Origin of the sequence: Streptomyces glaucus (genome assembly GCF_039533365.1) — a bacterium.
Taxonomy (GTDB): domain Bacteria; phylum Actinomycetota; class Actinomycetes; order Streptomycetales; family Streptomycetaceae; genus Streptomyces; species Streptomyces glaucus.
Map to the genome: position 1 here is coordinate 119,184 of NZ_BAAATK010000007.1, position 16,227 is coordinate 135,410.

A 16,227-nucleotide genomic window follows, 5' to 3' on the forward strand; every position below is an offset into this window, starting at 1 on the left:
GCGCTTCACTGACTGCCCCCCCCACAGGAGAACCCACGCCCCATCCCACCCCGGAAGGGTTTCTCTTGACCTCCGTACGCGCTCTCGCCGTCACCGCCGCGGCCGGTGCCGCCGTGCTCGCCACCGCGCTGCCGTCCTTTGCGATCAACTCCTACAACGCGACGCCCGCACCCGAGCGCACCGAGGTCGGCGCGCTCGTGGCCACCTGGGACGACGACGGCGACCCCGCCACCCCCGACCGGGTCGACTGGGTCTGCTCCGGCACCATGATCGACGCGGACACGTTCCTGACCGCCGCGCACTGCACCACCGACTGGCCGGACAACGTGCGGTTCCACGTCTCGCTGGACCAGGACGTGCAGGCCGGACTGGACGCCGCCGCGCGGAAGCACCCGGGGGACCCGGCCGCGCAGGCGAGCGCCGTCGCCGTCGAGGGCACCGCCCACAGCCACCCCGGCTATCCGGGCCCCGCCTCCGACACGCACGACATCTCGGTGATCGAGCTGCCCGCCGCCGAGGTCGCGGCGCGCTGGGACTTCACGCCGGCCACGCTGCCGACCGCCGGCCGGCTCGACAAGCTGGGCCCGCGCGGACTGAACTCCGCCGACTGGTTCGTCGCCGGCTACGGCACCCGGGAGGCCGTCAACGGCCCCGGCGGCCAGACCCACCCGGGCGGCGGCGTCCGGATGAAGGCGCCCGTCGCCTTCGACGCCCTCAACGACTCCTGGGTGCGCCTGGGGATGACCGCGCCGCAGGGCAACGGCGGCGCCTGCTACGGCGATTCGGGCGGCCCCAACTTCGCGGTGATCGACGGCAGGACGGTCCTGGCCGCCACCACCATCACGGGCGACACCCCCTGCTACGCGACGAACGTGACGTACCGCCTGGACACGGCGGGCGCCCGCGCCTTCCTGTCGCCGTTCGTGAAGCTGCCGTAACCCGGCGCCCGCCGCGCTCCGGCGCCCGCCGGGCCGGGCTCCCGCCCCGGCCCGGCACCGGGCCCACGGCCCGCGGCGGTTCGCCGAGCCGCCGCGGACGCACGCCCTCCACCGTCTCCCCGCCCGCGCCCCGGCACGGGTCCCCGCGTCGACCCGGGGCGATGCCGGGAGTCCGGCGCCCGGCGCCCGGCGGCGCCGGCTTCGCGGCGGGGCGATGAGCGCGCCCCGCCTCCGGTGACCGCTTCCCGGACCACGCGGCCCCGCCCCGGCCCCTCGGCCGCACCGGCCCCCGAGCCCCTCCTTCAGGCGACGCCGGGCCCCCCGGAAGACCGTGATCACGCCGCGCATGACGAATTGCGTGAAAGTATCGAGGAATGCCGGGTTCCCTTTCCTGGGCGTAACTCTACGTAATAAGCACGCAATACAAGCTCACGGTTTCCTCCCGGTTGCACGCCATGCGCACCACTTCCCCGAAGCCTCACAGGTCGCCTGCAGCAACGATTCCGGGTAATTACCGAAACAGTCGAGACGCCTGAACTTCCCCGGCGCACCCTGCGGATTCTCACCATACGGACCGGGCGAATCGGCCAGAATTCCGCGCTTCCACCCCCTCGACACCGCTCTGCATTACCTCGTGTCATAACAAGAGAGTCACAGCCTCTGCCAGACACTCCTCCACGTTCCCTACACACGCTTAGAGTCACGGCCAGTCACCGCGCCGCCGGATTCAAAACCACTTCGGTCCAGCGCTCGACTCGGCGCGTCCTGTGGAGGACCGTCGTGCCAGGGAAAGGACTATTCGTGCGTCAACGTTCGCTCATGGCCATCACCGCGGCGCTCGCGGCGGGATCACTCACCCTCACCGCCTGCGGATCGCGCGACGACAGCAGCGACGGCAGTGGCGGCGGCGACAAGACCACCGTTGTGATCGGCGTCGACGCCCCGCTCACCGGTGACCTGTCCGCCCTCGGCCTCGGCATCAGGAACTCCGCCGACCTCGCGGTCAAGATCGCCAACAAGGAGGAGTACGTCAAGGGCGTCGAGTTCGAACTCGAACCCCTCGACGACCAGGCCCAGCCCTCCGTCGGCCAGCAGAACGCCCAGAAGTTCATCAGCAACAAGAACGTCCTCGGCGTCGTCGGCCCGCTGAACTCCAGCGTCTCGCAGCAGATGCAGAAGCCGCTCAACGACGCCGGCCTGGTCCAGGTCTCCCCGGCCAACACCGGTACCGAACTGACCCAGGGCGACGGCTGGAAGACCGGCAACTCGGTCCGCCAGTTCAAGACCTTCTTCCGCACCGCCACCACCGACGAGATCCAGGGCGCCTTCGCCGCCGAGTACCTCTACACCAAGGCCGGCAAGAAAAAGGTCTATCTGATCGACGACCAGAAGACCTACGGCGCCGGCCTCGCCGCCTCCTTCAAGACCAACTTCACCAAGCTCGGCGGCACGATCGTCGGCAGCGACCACATCAACCCCGACGACCGCGACTTCAACGCCGTCGTCGCCAAGATCAAAAAGACCGGCGCCGAAGCCCTCTACTACGGCGGCGAATACCCCGCCGCCGCCCCGCTGAGCCAGCAGCTCAAGGACAGCGGTCAGAACATCCCGCTCATGGGCGGCGACGGCATCTACTCCGCCGAATACCCGAAGCTGAACAAGAAGGCCGAGGGCGACCTCGCCACCTCCGTCGGCAAGCCGGTCGAACAGCTCGACTCCGCCAAGGACTTCATCAAGAACTACGAGGCCGAAGGCTACGAGGACGACTACGAGGCCTACGGCGGCCTGACCTACGACGCCGCCTGGTCCCTCATCGAAGCCGTCAAGCTGGCCGTCGAGGGCAACGACGGCGAACTTCCGTCCGACGGCCGCAAAGCCGTCCTGGACGCCATGAGCAAGGTCAAGTTCGACGGCGTCACCGGCACCATCTCCTTCGACGAATTCGGTGACACCACCAACACGATGATGACCGCGTACAAGGTCAAGAACAACGCGTGGGCACCCGAGCACAGCGGCTCGCCCCAGCTGAGCTGAGCAGGGGACGAGCAGAGCACACCCCCTCCCTCACACGTCGATCCAGGCCGCGCGGGCAGCGTCCACCAGCGCTCCCGCGCGGCGCCGTATCCGAACCACTCCACGGAGGCCCTGCGGTGAACGAACTGCCGCAACAGCTGGCCAATGGACTCATCCTCGGCGCGATGTACGGACTCATCGCGATCGGCTACACGATGGTCTACGGCATCGTTCAGCTCATCAACTTCGCCCACGGCGAGATCTTCATGGTCGGGGGCTTCGGGGCCCTCACCGTCTGGCTCGTGCTCCCCGACGGCTTCGCCCTCGCCGCCGCCGTCCCCCTCATGATCCTCGGCGGCGTCATCGTCTCCGTCACCGTCGCCACCGCCGCCGAACGGTTCGCCTACCGCCCCCTGCGCACCGCGCCACGGCTGGCCCCCCTCATCACCGCCATCGGCCTGTCCGTCGTCCTGCAGCAGATCGTCTGGATGTGGTACCCCGACGCGAAGAAGGATCGTTCCTTCCCTCAGTTCGAAGGCGGCCCCGTCGACATCCTCGGCGCCAACGTCCAACGCGGGGACCTCTTCGTCCTCATAGCCGCCCCCCTGTGCATGACCGCCCTCGGTCTCTTCGTCACCAAGACCCGCTCCGGCCGCGGCATGCAGGCCACCGCCCAGGACCCCGACACCGCCAAACTCATGGGCATCAACACCGACCGCATCATCGTCATGGCCTTCGCCATCGGCGCCGCGTTCGCCGCCGTCGCCGCCGTCGCCTACGGCCTGAAGAACGGACAAGTCGGCTTCCGTATGGGCTTCCTGATGGGCCTCAAGGCCTTCACCGCAGCCGTCCTCGGCGGCATCGGCAACATCTACGGCGCCATGCTCGGCGGAATCGTCCTCGGCGTCGCCGAATCCCTCGCCACCGGCTACATCGGCGAAATCCCCGGCATGGACCTCTTCGGCGGCGGCGCCTGGAAGGACGTATGGGCGTTCAGCCTGCTCATCCTCGTCCTGCTCCTCAGACCGCAAGGCCTGCTCGGCGAACGCGTCGCGGATCGGGCGTGATACCCATGACCACCAAGACCCCCATGGACCCCACCACCGGCACCACCGGGACACCCGCCGAAACCGCCCCGGTCATCCCCCTGCCGGCCACCGCGGCCCGCGCGATCACCGCGGCCGGCTCCGCCCTCGCCCTCGCCGGCACCTTCCTCGCCTGGACCTGGACCGAGGAATTCCCCGGCAACCTCACCGTCACCGGCTACCCCGGCGGCCTCCAGGTCCTCACCCTCGTCGGAGCCGCCCTCACCCTGCTGTTCACCCTGGCCGGCCACGGCATCCGCGGCCTCCGCCGGCTCACCCCCGGCGGCACCAACAGCCCCGTCCGGCTCGCCGCCCTCGGCGTCCTCGGCACCACCGGCTACGCCATGGGCGCCATCTCCTACGAACTCGGCGGCCTGGTCAACCTCGAACCCGGCGCCTGGCTCTCCGGCACCGGCGCCCTCCTCGCCGTCATCGGCGCCCTCGGCCTCCCGGCCGACCAGCCCTACGACACCGACGACCCCGCCCCCGGCCTCCGGGCCCGGATCCGCCACTCCCTCACCGCCCCCGACCCCGGCCGCGCCGAAGAACTCCCCTCCTGGGCCGAGATCCTCGTCATCGCCGCCGGCTTCGGCATCGGCCTGTACGTCTTCGCGTACGGCATCGGCACCGAATACTCCGAACTGTTCATCGGCTTCCTGATCACCGCCGGCTTCGGCTTCACCGCCGTCACCCGCGCGGGCCTCCTCAAACGGCTCTCGGCCCTCACCGCCAAGCACCGCAACGTCGCCCTCACCGCCGCCTTCGTCGCCGCGATCTGCTTCCCCTTCACCCAGACCAACGACCAGTTCGCCCTCATCGGCGCCAACATCCTCATCTTCGCCACGGTCGCCCTGGGCCTCAACGTCGTCGTCGGCCTCGCCGGCCTCCTCGACCTCGGCTACGTCGCCTTCCTCGGCGTCGGCGCCTACGCCGCCGCCCTCGTCTCCGGCTCCCCCCAGTCGACCATCGGCGTCCACTTCCCCTTCTGGGCCGCCGTCCTCACCGGCGCCGCCGCCTCACTGATCTTCGGCGTGGTGATCGGCGCGCCCACCCTGCGACTGCGCGGCGACTACCTCGCCATCGTCACGCTCGGCTTCGGCGAGATCTTCCGCATCACCATGAACAACCTCAACGGCAACAGCGGACCCGACGTCACCAACGGCTCCAACGGCATCCCGAACATCCCCGACCTGGAGATCCTCGGGTTCAACCTCGGACTGCCGCACGACGTCCTCGGCCACGAGCTCACCCGCTCCGGCAACTACTACCTGCTGATGCTGCTCTTCACCGCCGCCGTCGTCCTGGTCTTCCGCCGCTCCGCGGAATCCCGCATCGGCCGCGCCTGGGTCGCCATCCGCGAGGACGAGACCGCCGCCACCGCCATGGGCATCAACGGCTTCCGCCTCAAACTCCTCGCCTTCGCCCTCGGCGCCTCCCTCGCCGGCCTCGCCGGCACCGTCCAGGCCCACGTCTCCTACAGCGTCACCCCCGAGCAGTACCAGTTCGCCGGCTCCGTACCGCCGAACTCGGCCTTCCTGCTCGCCGCCGTCATCCTCGGCGGCATGGGCACCATCAGCGGCCCCCTCATCGGCGCCGCCCTGCTCTACCTCATCCCCGCCAAACTCCAGTTCATGGCCGAGTACCAGCTGCTCCTCTTCGGCATCGCGCTCATGCTCCTCATGCGCTTCCGCCCCGAGGGCCTGGTCGCCGACCGCAGGAAACAGCTCGAATTCCACGAGACCGGACAGCTCGACGTACCGGACGACAAGCCGCTCCCCGACGGCGCGACCGGCGTCGCCAAGGCAGGGGCGTGACCGCCATGACCACCACCGCACCCACCACCACGCCCGTCCTCGACGCCAGTGGCGTCACCATGCGCTTCGGCGGCCTCACCGCCGTCCGCTCCATCGACCTCACCGTCAACACCGGCGAGATCGTCGGCCTCATCGGACCCAACGGCGCCGGCAAGACCACCTTCTTCAACTGCCTCACCGGCCTGTACGTCCCCACCGAAGGCACCGTCACCTACAAGGACACCGTCCTCCCGCCCAAACCCCACCTGGTCACCCAGGCCGGCATCGCCCGCACCTTCCAGAACATCCGGCTCTTCGCCAACATGACCGTCCTGGAGAACGTCCTCGTCGGACGGCACACCCGGACGAGGGAAGGCCTCTGGTCGGCACTCCTGCGCCTGCCCTCCTTCAAGAAGGCGGAGGAAGCCTCCCGCGAACGGGCCATGGAACTCCTCCGGTTCACCGGCCTCGCCGCCAAGGCCGACCACCTCGCCCGCAACCTGCCCTACGGCGAACAGCGCAAGCTCGAAATCGCCCGGGCCCTGGCGAGCGAACCCGGCCTGCTCCTCCTCGACGAGCCCACCGCCGGCATGAACCCGCAGGAGACCCGCGCCGCCGAAGAACTGATCTTCGCCATCCGCGACAAGGGCATCGCCGTCCTCGTCATCGAGCACGACATCCGGTTCATCATGAACCTCTGCGACCGCGTCGCCGTACTCGTCCAGGGCGAAAAGATCGTCGAAGGCCCCGCCGAAGTCGTCCAGGCCGACGAACGCGTCATCGCCGCCTACCTCGGCACCCCCTTCGAAGGCGCACCCGGCAAGGAGGAAGCCGCCGAGGTCGAAGCCGACGCCCAGGCGCACAGCACCACGGAAGGGGACGACAAGTGACCGCACTGCTGGAGGTCCAGGACCTCAGAGTCGCCTACGGCAAGATCGAAGCCGTCAAGGGCATCTCCTTCAAGGTCGACGCGGGCCAGGTCGTCACCCTCATCGGCACCAACGGCGCCGGCAAGACCACCACCCTCAGAACCCTGTCCGGACTGCTCCAGCCGGTGTCCGGCGAGATCAGATTCGACGGCACGTCACTGAAGAAGATCCCCGCCCACAAGATCGTCTCCCTCGGGCTCGCCCACTCCCCCGAAGGACGGCACATCTTCCCCCGCATGACGATCGAGGACAACCTCCGCCTCGGCGCCTTCCTCCGCAGCGACAAGGAAGGCATCGAGAAAGACATCCAGCGCGCCTACGACCTCTTCCCCATCCTCGGAGAACGCAGGAAGCAGGCCGCGGGCACCCTGTCGGGCGGCGAACAGCAGATGCTCGCCATGGGCCGGGCCCTCATGTCCCGCCCCAAACTGCTCATGCTCGACGAGCCCTCCATGGGCCTCTCCCCGATCATGATGCAGAAGATCATGGCGACCATCCGGGAACTCAAGGACCAGGGCACCACCATCCTGCTCATCGAGCAGAACGCCCAGGCCGCCCTCTCCCTCGCCGACCACGGCCACGTCATGGAAGTCGGCCGCATCGTCCTCTCCGGCACCGGCCAGGACCTCCTCCACGACGCATCCGTCCGCAAGGCCTACCTCGGCGAGGACTGAGCCACCGCCCCGGCCGCACGACGAGGCCCGCGCCCCCGGCCATCCGGGGAACGCGGGCCTCGCCCACGCACGAAGACGTCAGCCCTTGGACGCCTTCTTCTCCTGAGCGTCGTCGATGACCGCCTGCGCGACCTGCTGCATCGACATCCGCCGATCCATCGAGGTCTTCTGGATCCACCGGAACGCGGCGGGCTCCGTCAGCCCGTACTCCGTCTGCAGGATCGACTTCGCCCGGTCGACCAGCTTCCGCGTCTCCAGCCGCTGCGAGAGATCGGCGACCTCCTTCTCCAGCTCCTTCAGCTCCGTGAACCGCGACACGGCCATCTCGATCGCCGGCACCACGTCGCTCTTGCTGAACGGCTTCACCAGGTACGCCATGGCCCCGGCGTCCCGGGCCCGCTCCACGAGGTCGCGCTGCGAGAAAGCGGTCAGCATCAGCACCGGCGCGATCCGCTCCTCGGCGATCCTCTCGGCCGCGGAGATACCGTCCAGCTTGGGCATCTTCACATCGAGAATCACCAGGTCGGGCCGGTGCTCACGCGCCAGCTCGACCGCCTGCTCACCGTCCCCGGCCTCGCCGACGACGGTGTACCCCTCCTCCTCCAGCATCTCCTTCAGATCGAGCCGGATCAGGGCCTCGTCCTCGGCGATGACGACACGGGTCGTCAGCGGAGGCACGTGCGACTTGTCGTCATCGGGCACGTCGACGGGCTGGGGCGACTCGGGGGCGCTCACGTGGGCTCCTTGGTACGGGGCAGACCGGTACTGCTCCCAAGCAGCGTACCCAGCTGCGGCTGTGTGCAGGGAACCGGTACACTCCCAGCAGTCCCGTTGCCGGGTTGATGGAAGGGTAGACATGATCGCCTCAAAAGCGATTGCCTGAATGGGCGTGCGGGTTCGAATCCCGCACCCGGCACTCCAAGTAAGCGGAGGATCACATTCGCGTGATTCTCCGCTTTTTAGTGCGTAAAGTCACGACCTCTGACGCACTGTGGCCACATGGAACAGCACAGTCCTTCGATCCGCGCATACGCTGTCGCATTGATGCGCCAGGGGATTCCCAATCGCGTCGTCGCGGAGCAACTCGGCATTCCACGGGGAACCATCAGCTGGTGGCGCTGCGAGGACCGCAAGGCACGCGGTGAGGTGTACAGACAGCCAACGGATTGTCCTGTCTGCACGGACCGGGAACTCGACCAGACCGCCTACTCGTATCTGCTCGGTCTGTATCTCGGAGATGGCCACATCGTCTCGAAGCACAAACAGCGCCATCTGTCGATCTTCTGTAACGCCGCACAGACCGGCCTGGTCGCGGCGGCCGAAGACGCGATGCGCAGGGTGATGTCCACCCCCAGCATCGGGCGGCACCGCAAGACCGGCTGCATCGAAGTGAAGTCCTACACCGGACACTGGACGTGCGTGTTCCCCCAGCACGGCCCCGGCCGGAAGCACGAGCGCCGTATCGTCCTCGAACCCTGGCAGCAGGCCGTCGTCGACGCCCGCCCCTGGGAATTCGTCCGCGGGCTGATCCACTCCGACGGGTGCCGGATCACCAACTGGACGGCCCGTGTGGTCGCCGGTGAGCGCAAGCGGTACGAGTACCCGCGGTACTTCTTCACCAACAAGTCGGACGACATCCGGGCGCTCTACACCGGCACGCTCGACCGGCTCGGTGTGGAGTGGACCGCCTGCGCCCGTGACGGCGATCCGTTCAACATCTCCGTCGCCCGCAGGGCCTCCGTGGCCCTCATGGATCTCCATGTGGGGCCCAAGCACTGACCGCGCAGCAGGGCCCCTCGTGCGGAGGGGCCCCGGTCCCGCTAGCCGGTGGCCTCGTCCTCGCCGATGCGGTGGACGCGGACCATGTTGGTCGTGCCGGAGACGCCGGGCGGGGAGCCGGCCGTGATGACGACCACGTCGCCCTTCCGGCAGCGGCCGTACTTCAGCAGCAGCTCGTCGACCTGTTCGACCATCGCGTCCGTGGAGTCGACGTGCGGTCCCAGGAAGGTCTCCACGCCCCAGGTGAGGCTGAGTCGGGAGCGTGTCGCCGGCTCCGGGGTGAAGGCGAGGAGCGGGATCGGGGAGCGATAGCGCGAGAGGCGGCGTGCCGTGTCGCCGGACTGGGTGAAGGCGACCAGGAAGCGGGCGCCGAGGAAGTCGCCCATCTCGGCGGCCGCGCGGGCGACCGCGCCGCCCTGGGTGCGGGGTTTGTTGCGTTCGGTCAGGGGCGGGAGGCCCTTGGCGAGGATGTCCTCCTCGGCCGCCTCGACGATGCGGGCCATCGTGCGGACCGTCTCGACGGGGTACTTGCCGACGCTCGTCTCGCCGGACAGCATCACCGCGTCCGTGCCGTCGATCACCGCGTTGGCCACGTCCGAGGCTTCCGCGCGCGTCGGGCGGGAGTTGTCGATCATCGAGTCGAGCATCTGGGTGGCGACGATGACCGGTTTGGCGTTGCGCTTGGCGAGCTTGACGGCGCGTTTCTGGACGATGGGGACCTGTTCGAGGGGCATTTCGACGCCGAGGTCGCCGCGGGCGACCATGATGCCGTCGAAGGCGGCGACGATGTCGTCGAGGTTCTCGACGGCCTGGGGTTTTTCGACTTTGGCGATGACGGGGAGGCGGCGCCCTTCTTCGTCCATGATGCGGTGGACGTCGAGGACGTCGCGCCCGGTGCGGACGAAGGAGAGGGCGATGACGTCGAAGCCGGTGCGCAGGGCCCAGCGGAGGTCGTCCTCGTCCTTCTTGGACAGGGCGGGGACGGAGACGGCGACGCCGGGGAGGTTGAGGCCCTTGTGGTCGGAGACGACGCCGCCCTCGATGACGGTGGTGCGGACGCGGGGGCCGTCGACGGCGGTGACCTGGAGGCAGACCTTGCCGTCGTCGACGAGGATGCGTTCGCCTTCGGTGACGTCGTCGGCGAGGCCGGGGTAGGTGGTGCCGCAGGTGTGGCGGTCGCCCTGGACGCCTTCTTCGACGGTGATGGTGAAGGTGTCGTCGCGTTCGAGGAGGACGGGGCCTTCGGTGAAGCGGCCGAGTCGGATCTTCGGGCCCTGGAGGTCGGCGAGGATTCCGACGCTGCGGCCGGTTTCGTCGGCGGCCTTGCGGACGCGCTGGTAGCGCTCCTCGTGTTCGGCGTGGCTGCCGTGGCTGAGGTTGAAGCGGGCGACGTCCATTCCGGCTTCGACCAGTGCTTTGATCTGGTCGTACGAGTCGGTGGCGGGCCCCAGGGTACAGACGATCTTTGCTCGGCGCATGGGGGTGAGCCTATGACTTACCGGCGGGTAGGGAATTGGCCGCGCATGACCACTCAACACACTTTTCGTGAAGGGTTATCGACAAGCGGCGAATTGCGCGCCGAGGTGCTCCGATGAGCATTCCGGGTGTCGTCGGGTGTGTTCTCGGGCAGTTGTGCGCCGCTTTTCCGGAAAGGGCCTGTCACTCTCGGCCAGATATGCGAATTCCTGTCGGTCGCAGCCGGGGCGGGGCGAGGGCGGAGCGTGCGTCGGCCCGGGCGCACCCGCCTTGCCGTCGCGGTCCGGGGCCGAGCGGCGCCGCGGCGGGTGAGGTCGTCGGGGGCGGTGCGCCGGTCGCGGCCGCGGGTGCCGACGGTGCTGCGGATGCGGGCGGGTCCGGGGGCGGCGTCGAGGCGGGCCTCGCCGCGGGCGGAAACGCGAGGGGCGTCGGGGGTGTCGCAGGGGGCGGCGGGCGTGGTTCGCCGGGCGGCGGGGTGGCCGTGTGTCCCGCTGTGTCACGCCTTGCGGGGTTACGGGTGCGGGAGTTCGCCGGTGGAGTCACCGGATCGAAACCTGGCGGATCTGTTGCGGCCGGTGGTGGCCGGGTCAGAATCTACGCGCGTTGTCAGATCGTTCGCCTGTTCGACCGTCCGCCGAGGAGAGCCAGCCATGCCGTTGAACCGCCGGAAGTTCCTGCAGAGGTCGGCCGTGACCGGGGCGGGGGTGGCCGTCGCGGGTGCGGTGGCGGCGCCGGCCGCCCAGGCTGCGGCCCCGGCGGCGAAGAAGCCGGTGAAGCGGTACTCCCTGACCGTGATGGGCACGACCGACCTGCACGGGCACGTGTTCAACTGGGACTACTTCAAGGACGCGGAGTACTCCGACGCCCAGGGCAACGCGCAGGGCCTGGCCCGGATCTCGACGCTGGTGGACCAGGTCCGCAAGGAGAAGGGCCGGCGCAACACGCTGCTGCTGGACGCGGGGGACACGATCCAGGGCACGCCGCTGGCGTACTACTACGCGAAGGTGGACCCGATCACCGCCGAGGGCGGTCCGGTGCATCCGATGGCGCAGGCGATGAACGCGATCGGCTATGACGCGGTGGCGCTCGGCAATCACGAGTTCAACTACGGCATCGAGACGCTGCGGAAGTTCGAGCAGCAGTGCCGTTTCCCGCTGCTGGGTGCGAACGCGCTGGACGCGAAGACGCTGAAGCCGGCGTTCCCGCCCTACTTCATCAAGAAGTTCCCCGTGCCGGGCGCCCCGCCGGTGAAGGTGGCCGTGCTGGGGCTGACCAACCCGGGCATCGCGATCTGGGACAAGGCGTACGTGCAGGGGAAGCTGACGTTCCCGGGGCTGGAGGAGCAGGCCGCGAAGTGGGTGCCGAAGCTGCGGTCCATGGGGGCGGACGTGGTGGTGGTGTCGGCGCACAGCGGTTCCTCCGGCACCTCGTCCTACGGTGACCAGGTGCCGTACGTGGAGAACGCGGCGGCCGAGGTGGCGCGGCGGGTGCCGGGGATCGACGCGATCCTGGTCGGGCACGCGCACGCGGAGATCGAGGAGCTGCTCGTGACGAACGAGCGGACGGGGAAGACGGTCGTGCTGTCGGAGCCGCTGTGCTACGCCGAGCGGCTCACCCTGTTCGACTTCGAGCTGGTCTTCGCCGGGGGCCGGTGGCAGGTGGAGTCGGTGAAGGCGTCGCTGCGGAACTCGAACGCGGTCGCCGACGATCCGGGGATCACCAGGCTGCTGTCGGACGAGCACGCGAAGGTGGTGGCGTACGTCAACCAGGTCGTCGGCAGGGCGACGGAGACGCTGACGACGGTGGAGGCGCGGTACAAGGACGCCCCGATCATCGATCTGATCACGAAGGTGCAGGAGGACGTGGTCAGGGCGGCGCTGGCGGGCACGGAGCACGCCTCGCTGCCGGTGATCGCGCAGGCGTCGCCGTTCTCCCGTACGTCGGAGATCCCGGCCGGCGACGTGACGATCCGGGATCTGTCGAGTCTGTACGTGTACGACAACACGCTGGTGGCGAAGTTGATGACGGGTGCGCAGGTGCGGGCGTACCTGGAGTACTCGGCGGAGTACTTCGTGCGGACGGCGGCGGACGCGGTGGTCGACGTGGACAGGCTGACCAACGCGAACGGCCGTCCGGACTACAACTACGACTATGTGTCGGGGCTGTCGTACGAGATCGACATCGCCCGGCCGGCCGGTTCGCGGATCAGGAACCTGACGTACGGCGGTGCGACGCTGGACGATGCGCAGCAGTTCGTGCTGGCGGTGAACAACTACCGGGCCAACGGCGGGGGTGCGTTCCCGCACGTGGCGTCCGCGAAGGAGCTGTGGTCGGAGTCGACGGAGATCCGTACGCGGATCGCGGAGTGGGTGACGGCGAGGGGTGTGCTGGATCCGAGGGACTTCGCGTCGGTGGGCTGGAGGCTGACGCGGAACGGCACGCCGGTGTTCTAGGCCTGTCGTCGTCCCGCCGTCGTCCGTCCGGGGGGGTGGGCCGCGCGGTGCCGGGGGTGCTTCCGGCGTGCCGGGTCCTGAGCCTCGTACGAGGGTGTTCGGGTCGGGGCCCGGTGCGGCGGGCGGGTGTGCGGCGTCGTGCGGCGGGCGGGCGGGTGGCGGCGGCCCGGGGCCGTGGTGGCGGATCGGCGGCGCCGGCGTGGTTCTCGCGTCGGCGCCGTCGGCGTGTCGGCGGCCGGCGGGGGTCATCGTCCGTCGGTGAGCGGGGTGAGGCGGGCGGTGGGCGGGGTGCGGGGCTGGTGGAGGCCGAAGGTGGTGAAGGCGGTGCGGGCGGGGAGCGGGTAGGGCTCTTTGCCGGTGAGGGTGTTGAGGATGGTGGCGCTGCGCCAGGCGGCGAGGCCGAGGTCGGGGGCGCCGACGCCGTGGGTGTGGGTCTCGGCGTTCTGGACGTAGACGGTGCCGGTGACGCGGGGGTCGAGGGCGAGCCGGTGCCGCTCGTCGATGCGGGGGCGTCCGTGGTCGTCGCGGCGCAGGTAGGGCTCGAGTCCGGCGAGGAGCTGGTCGAGGGGGCGTTCGCGGTAGCCGGTGGCGAGGACGACGGCGTCGGTGGTGAGGCGGGTGCGGGTGTTCTGCTGGGTGTGTTCGAGGTGGAGTTCGATCCTGGTGGCGGCGACGCGGCCGGCGGTGCGGACGTGGACGCCGGGGGCGAGGACGGCGTCGGGCCAGCCGCCGTGCAGGCTGCGGCGGTAGAGCTCGTCGTGGATGGCGGCGATGGTGTGGGTGTCGATGCCTCGGTGGAGTTGCCACTGGGCGGTGACGAGGTGGTCGCGGACGGGTTCGGGGAGGGCGTGGAAGTAGCGGGTGTAGTCGGGGGTGAAGTGTTCCAGGCCGAGTTTGGAGTACTCCATGGGGGCGAAGGCCGGCGTGCGTCCGATCCAGTGGATCCCCTCGTGGCCGGCGGGGCGGTTGCGGAGCAGGTCGAGGAAGATCTCGGCGCCGGACTGTCCGGTGCCGACGACGGTGACGTGTCCGGCGGTGAGGAGGGCGGCGCGGTGGTCGAGGTAGTCGGCCGCGTGGAGGACGAGGAGGCCGGGTGTGCCGGCGAGGGGTTCGAGGGGGCCGGGCAGGTGGGGTTCGGTGCCGATGCCGAGGACGACGTTCCGGGTGCGGGCGCAGCCGTGGGCGGTGGCTCGTCCGTCGGGGTCGAGCCGGGTGTGGTCGATTTCGAACAGGTCGTGTTCGGGGTTCCAGCGGACGGCGTCGACCCGGTGGCCGAAGTGGAGTCCGGGGAGGTTCTCGGCGACCCAGCGGCAGTAGGCGTCGTATTCGGCGCGGTGGATGTGGAAGCGTTCGGCGAAGTAGAAGGGGAAGAGGCGTTCGCGGGTCTTGAGGTAGTTGAGGAAGGTCCAGGGGCTGGTGGGGTCGGCGAGGGTGACCAGGTCGGCGAGGAAGGGGACTTGGAGGCGGGAGCCGTCGACGAGCAGGCCGGGGTGCCAGGTGAAGGCGGGCCGCTGGTCGTAGAAGGCGGCGTCGAGTTCGGGGAGGGGGTGGGCGAGGGCGGCCAGGGAGAGGTTGAACGGGCCGATGCCGATGCCGACCAGGTCGCGGGGTGCGTCGGGTTCGGGGTGCGGGGTGGTGGAGGTCATCGGGGGGTGTGTCCTTCCACGAGGTCCAGGAGGGCGGTGAGGTCGTCGGGGTGTGCGGTGGGGTTGAGGAAGGTGGCTTTGAGCCAGAGGCGTCCGTCGAGCCGGGCGCGGCCGAGGACGGCGTGGCCGTGGGTGAGGAGTCGTCGGCGCAGGGCGGCGACGGTGGCGTCGGTGGCGTGGGCGGGCCGGAACAGGACGGTGCTGAGGGTGGGCGGGGCGTGGAGCTGGAAGGCGGGGTGGGCGTGGACGAGGGCGGCGAACTCGGTGGCGTGGGCGCAGACCTGGTCGACGAGTGCGCCGAGGCCGCGGCGGCCGAGGGTTTTGAGGGTGACGGCGATTTTGAGGGTGTCGGGGCGTCGGGTGGTACGCAGGGAACGGCCGAGGAGGTCGGGGAGGCCGGCGTCGGTGTCGTCGTGGGCGTTGAGGTAGTCGGTGTGGTGGCGCAGTGCGGTGAGGTCGGTGGGGCGGCGGACGGCGATCAGGCCGGCGGCGGCCGGTTGCCAGCCGAGTTTGTGCAGGTCGAGGGTGACGGTGTCGGCGGTGTCGAGGCCGGTGAGGCGGTGGCGGTGGCGGTCGCTGAACAGGAGTGCTCCGCCGTAGGAGGCGTCGATGTGCAGGCGGGCGCCGTGGGCGGCGCAGCGGGCGGCGATCTCGGGCAGCGGGTCGACGAGTCCGGCGTCGGTGGTGCCGGCGGTGGCGGCGACGAGCAGGGGGCCGGGCAGGGTGCGCAGGGTCTCGTCGAGGGCGGTGGGGTCGAGGGTGCCGGTGGGGGCGGGGACGGTGACGGGTTCGGGCAGGCCGAGCAGCCAGGCGGCGCGGGTCAGTGAGTGGTGGGCGTTGCCGCCGGTGACGAGGCGGACGTCCGGGCCCCGGGTGTGGCGGGCGAGCAGCAGGGCGAGCAGGTTGGACTCGGTGCCGCCGGTGGTGACGAGGGCGTCGGGGGTGTCGTGGTCCGGGCCGGTGGCCGTGTTCGGGTAGACCTCGTGGGCGATCGCCCGGGTCACCAGTTCTTCCAGCGCGGAGGCCGCGGGGGCCTGGTCCCAGGAGTCGAGGGAGGGGTTGAGGGCGGAGGCGGCGAGGTCGGCGGCGGTGGCCGCGGCGAGGGGCGGGCAGTGGAGGTGGCCCGTGCACAGGGGGTGCGCGGGGTCGGCGGCGCCTTCGGCGAGTGCGTGGACGAGGACGCGCAGGGCGTCGGGGTCGCCCTGGTCGGGCAGGACGTCGCCCACGGTGGTCCGCAGGCGTGCGGCGACCGCGTCCGGGCCGCCCGCGGGCAGGGGGCCGCCGCGGGTGCGGGCGCCGGTGCGCAGCGCGTCGAGGACGGTGTGGAGCAGTGGCCGCAGGGCGTCGGGGCCGTGGGTGCCCGAGGCGAGGGGCGCCGTGCTCGGCATGGGGACCTCCGGGGCGTGGGGCGGGGGATCCGCCGGGGAGGGCTCCAGCTTGT

12 protein-coding genes and 1 tRNA gene are annotated in these 16,227 nt (G+C 70.1%); 9 read left to right on the forward strand and 4 right to left on the reverse strand.

Annotated features, from left to right (window positions below; all coding sequences use genetic code 11):
* Positions 1–65: 65 nt before the first annotated feature.
* From ABD363_RS07790 to ABD363_RS07815, 6 genes are all read left to right on the forward strand, one after another.
* Entirely contained in the window at positions 66–938 is an 873-nt protein-coding gene (locus tag ABD363_RS07790; RefSeq protein ID WP_344601008.1) for a trypsin-like serine protease, read from the forward strand.
* A gap of 819 nt (positions 939–1,757) precedes the next feature.
* On the forward strand, positions 1,758–2,972 hold the full coding sequence (locus tag ABD363_RS07795; RefSeq protein WP_344601009.1) for a branched-chain amino acid ABC transporter substrate-binding protein: 1,215 nt from the start codon (positions 1,758–1,760) through the stop codon (positions 2,970–2,972).
* 116 nt (positions 2,973–3,088) lie between these two features.
* Entirely contained in the window at positions 3,089–4,018 is a 930-nt protein-coding gene (locus ABD363_RS07800) for a branched-chain amino acid ABC transporter permease (protein WP_344601011.1), read from the forward strand.
* 5 nt (positions 4,019–4,023) lie between these two features.
* Complete coding sequence (locus tag ABD363_RS07805; RefSeq protein WP_425577952.1) at positions 4,024–5,850, forward strand: branched-chain amino acid ABC transporter permease; 1,827 nt, start codon at positions 4,024–4,026, stop codon at positions 5,848–5,850.
* A gap of 5 nt (positions 5,851–5,855) precedes the next feature.
* Entirely contained in the window at positions 5,856–6,719 is an 864-nt protein-coding gene (locus ABD363_RS07810) for an ABC transporter ATP-binding protein (protein WP_344601013.1), read from the forward strand.
* Complete coding sequence (locus tag ABD363_RS07815; protein WP_344601015.1) at positions 6,716–7,432, forward strand: ABC transporter ATP-binding protein; 717 nt, start codon at positions 6,716–6,718, stop codon at positions 7,430–7,432. The genes ABD363_RS07810 and ABD363_RS07815 overlap by 4 nt, the downstream gene beginning before the upstream one ends.
* 78 nt (positions 7,433–7,510) lie before the next feature.
* Here ABD363_RS07815 and ABD363_RS07820 read toward each other — a convergent pair whose 3' ends face one another.
* The gene (locus tag ABD363_RS07820) at positions 7,511–8,167 is read right to left on the reverse strand and encodes an ANTAR domain-containing response regulator (protein ID WP_344601017.1); all 657 of its coding nucleotides are present in this window, start codon (positions 8,165–8,167) and stop codon (positions 7,511–7,513) included.
* Between the two features lie 98 nt (positions 8,168–8,265).
* Here ABD363_RS07820 and ABD363_RS07825 point away from each other — a divergent pair.
* Together ABD363_RS07825 and ABD363_RS07830 are read left to right on the forward strand one after the other, a co-directional pair.
* Positions 8,266–8,348, forward strand: a tRNA-Leu gene (locus ABD363_RS07825).
* Between the two features lie 83 nt (positions 8,349–8,431).
* On the forward strand, positions 8,432–9,211 hold the full coding sequence (locus ABD363_RS07830) for a helix-turn-helix domain-containing protein (RefSeq protein ID WP_344601019.1): 780 nt from the start codon (positions 8,432–8,434) through the stop codon (positions 9,209–9,211).
* A gap of 41 nt (positions 9,212–9,252) precedes the next feature.
* Here ABD363_RS07830 and pyk read toward each other — a convergent pair whose 3' ends face one another.
* Positions 9,253–10,689 (reverse strand): pyruvate kinase, encoded by a 1,437-nt coding sequence (gene pyk, locus ABD363_RS07835; RefSeq protein ID WP_344601021.1) that lies wholly within the window; start codon positions 10,687–10,689, stop codon positions 9,253–9,255.
* Between the two features lie 648 nt (positions 10,690–11,337).
* Here pyk and ABD363_RS07840 point away from each other — a divergent pair.
* Positions 11,338–13,140 (forward strand): bifunctional metallophosphatase/5'-nucleotidase, encoded by a 1,803-nt coding sequence (locus ABD363_RS07840; protein WP_344601023.1) that lies wholly within the window; start codon positions 11,338–11,340, stop codon positions 13,138–13,140.
* Positions 13,141–13,385: 245 nt separating this feature from the next.
* Here the strand turns inward: ABD363_RS07840 and ABD363_RS07845 are convergent, their stop codons facing one another.
* Both ABD363_RS07845 and ABD363_RS07850 read right to left on the reverse strand, forming a co-directional pair.
* A complete protein-coding gene (locus ABD363_RS07845; RefSeq protein ID WP_344601025.1) occupies positions 13,386–14,786 on the reverse strand; it encodes a lysine N(6)-hydroxylase/L-ornithine N(5)-oxygenase family protein in 1,401 nt (466 codons plus the stop codon).
* Positions 14,783–16,174, reverse strand: a complete 1,392-nt coding sequence (locus ABD363_RS07850) for a pyridoxal phosphate-dependent decarboxylase family protein (RefSeq protein WP_344601027.1) — start codon at positions 16,172–16,174, stop codon at positions 14,783–14,785. Before ABD363_RS07850 ends, ABD363_RS07845 begins: the two co-directional genes overlap by 4 nt.
* Positions 16,175–16,227 lie beyond the last annotated feature (53 nt).

Coding starts and splice junctions, on each gene's coding strand:
- ABD363_RS07795 (WP_344601009.1), top strand. CDS start 1,758: ATGGCCATCACCGCGGCGCTCGCGGCGGGATCACTCACCCTCACCGCC.
- ABD363_RS07805 (WP_425577952.1), top strand. CDS start 4,024: ATGACCACCAAGACCCCCATGGACCCCACCACCGGCACCACCGGGACA.
- ABD363_RS07810 (WP_344601013.1), top strand. CDS start 5,856: ATGACCACCACCGCACCCACCACCACGCCCGTCCTCGACGCCAGTGGC.
- ABD363_RS07830 (WP_344601019.1), top strand. CDS start 8,432: ATGGAACAGCACAGTCCTTCGATCCGCGCATACGCTGTCGCATTGATG.
- pyk (WP_344601021.1), bottom strand. CDS start 10,689: ATGCGCCGAGCAAAGATCGTCTGTACCCTGGGGCCCGCCACCGACTCG.
- ABD363_RS07840 (WP_344601023.1), top strand. CDS start 11,338: ATGCCGTTGAACCGCCGGAAGTTCCTGCAGAGGTCGGCCGTGACCGGG.
- ABD363_RS07845 (WP_344601025.1), bottom strand. CDS start 14,786: ATGACCTCCACCACCCCGCACCCCGAACCCGACGCACCCCGCGACCTG.
- ABD363_RS07850 (WP_344601027.1), bottom strand. CDS start 16,174: ATGCCGAGCACGGCGCCCCTCGCCTCGGGCACCCACGGCCCCGACGCC.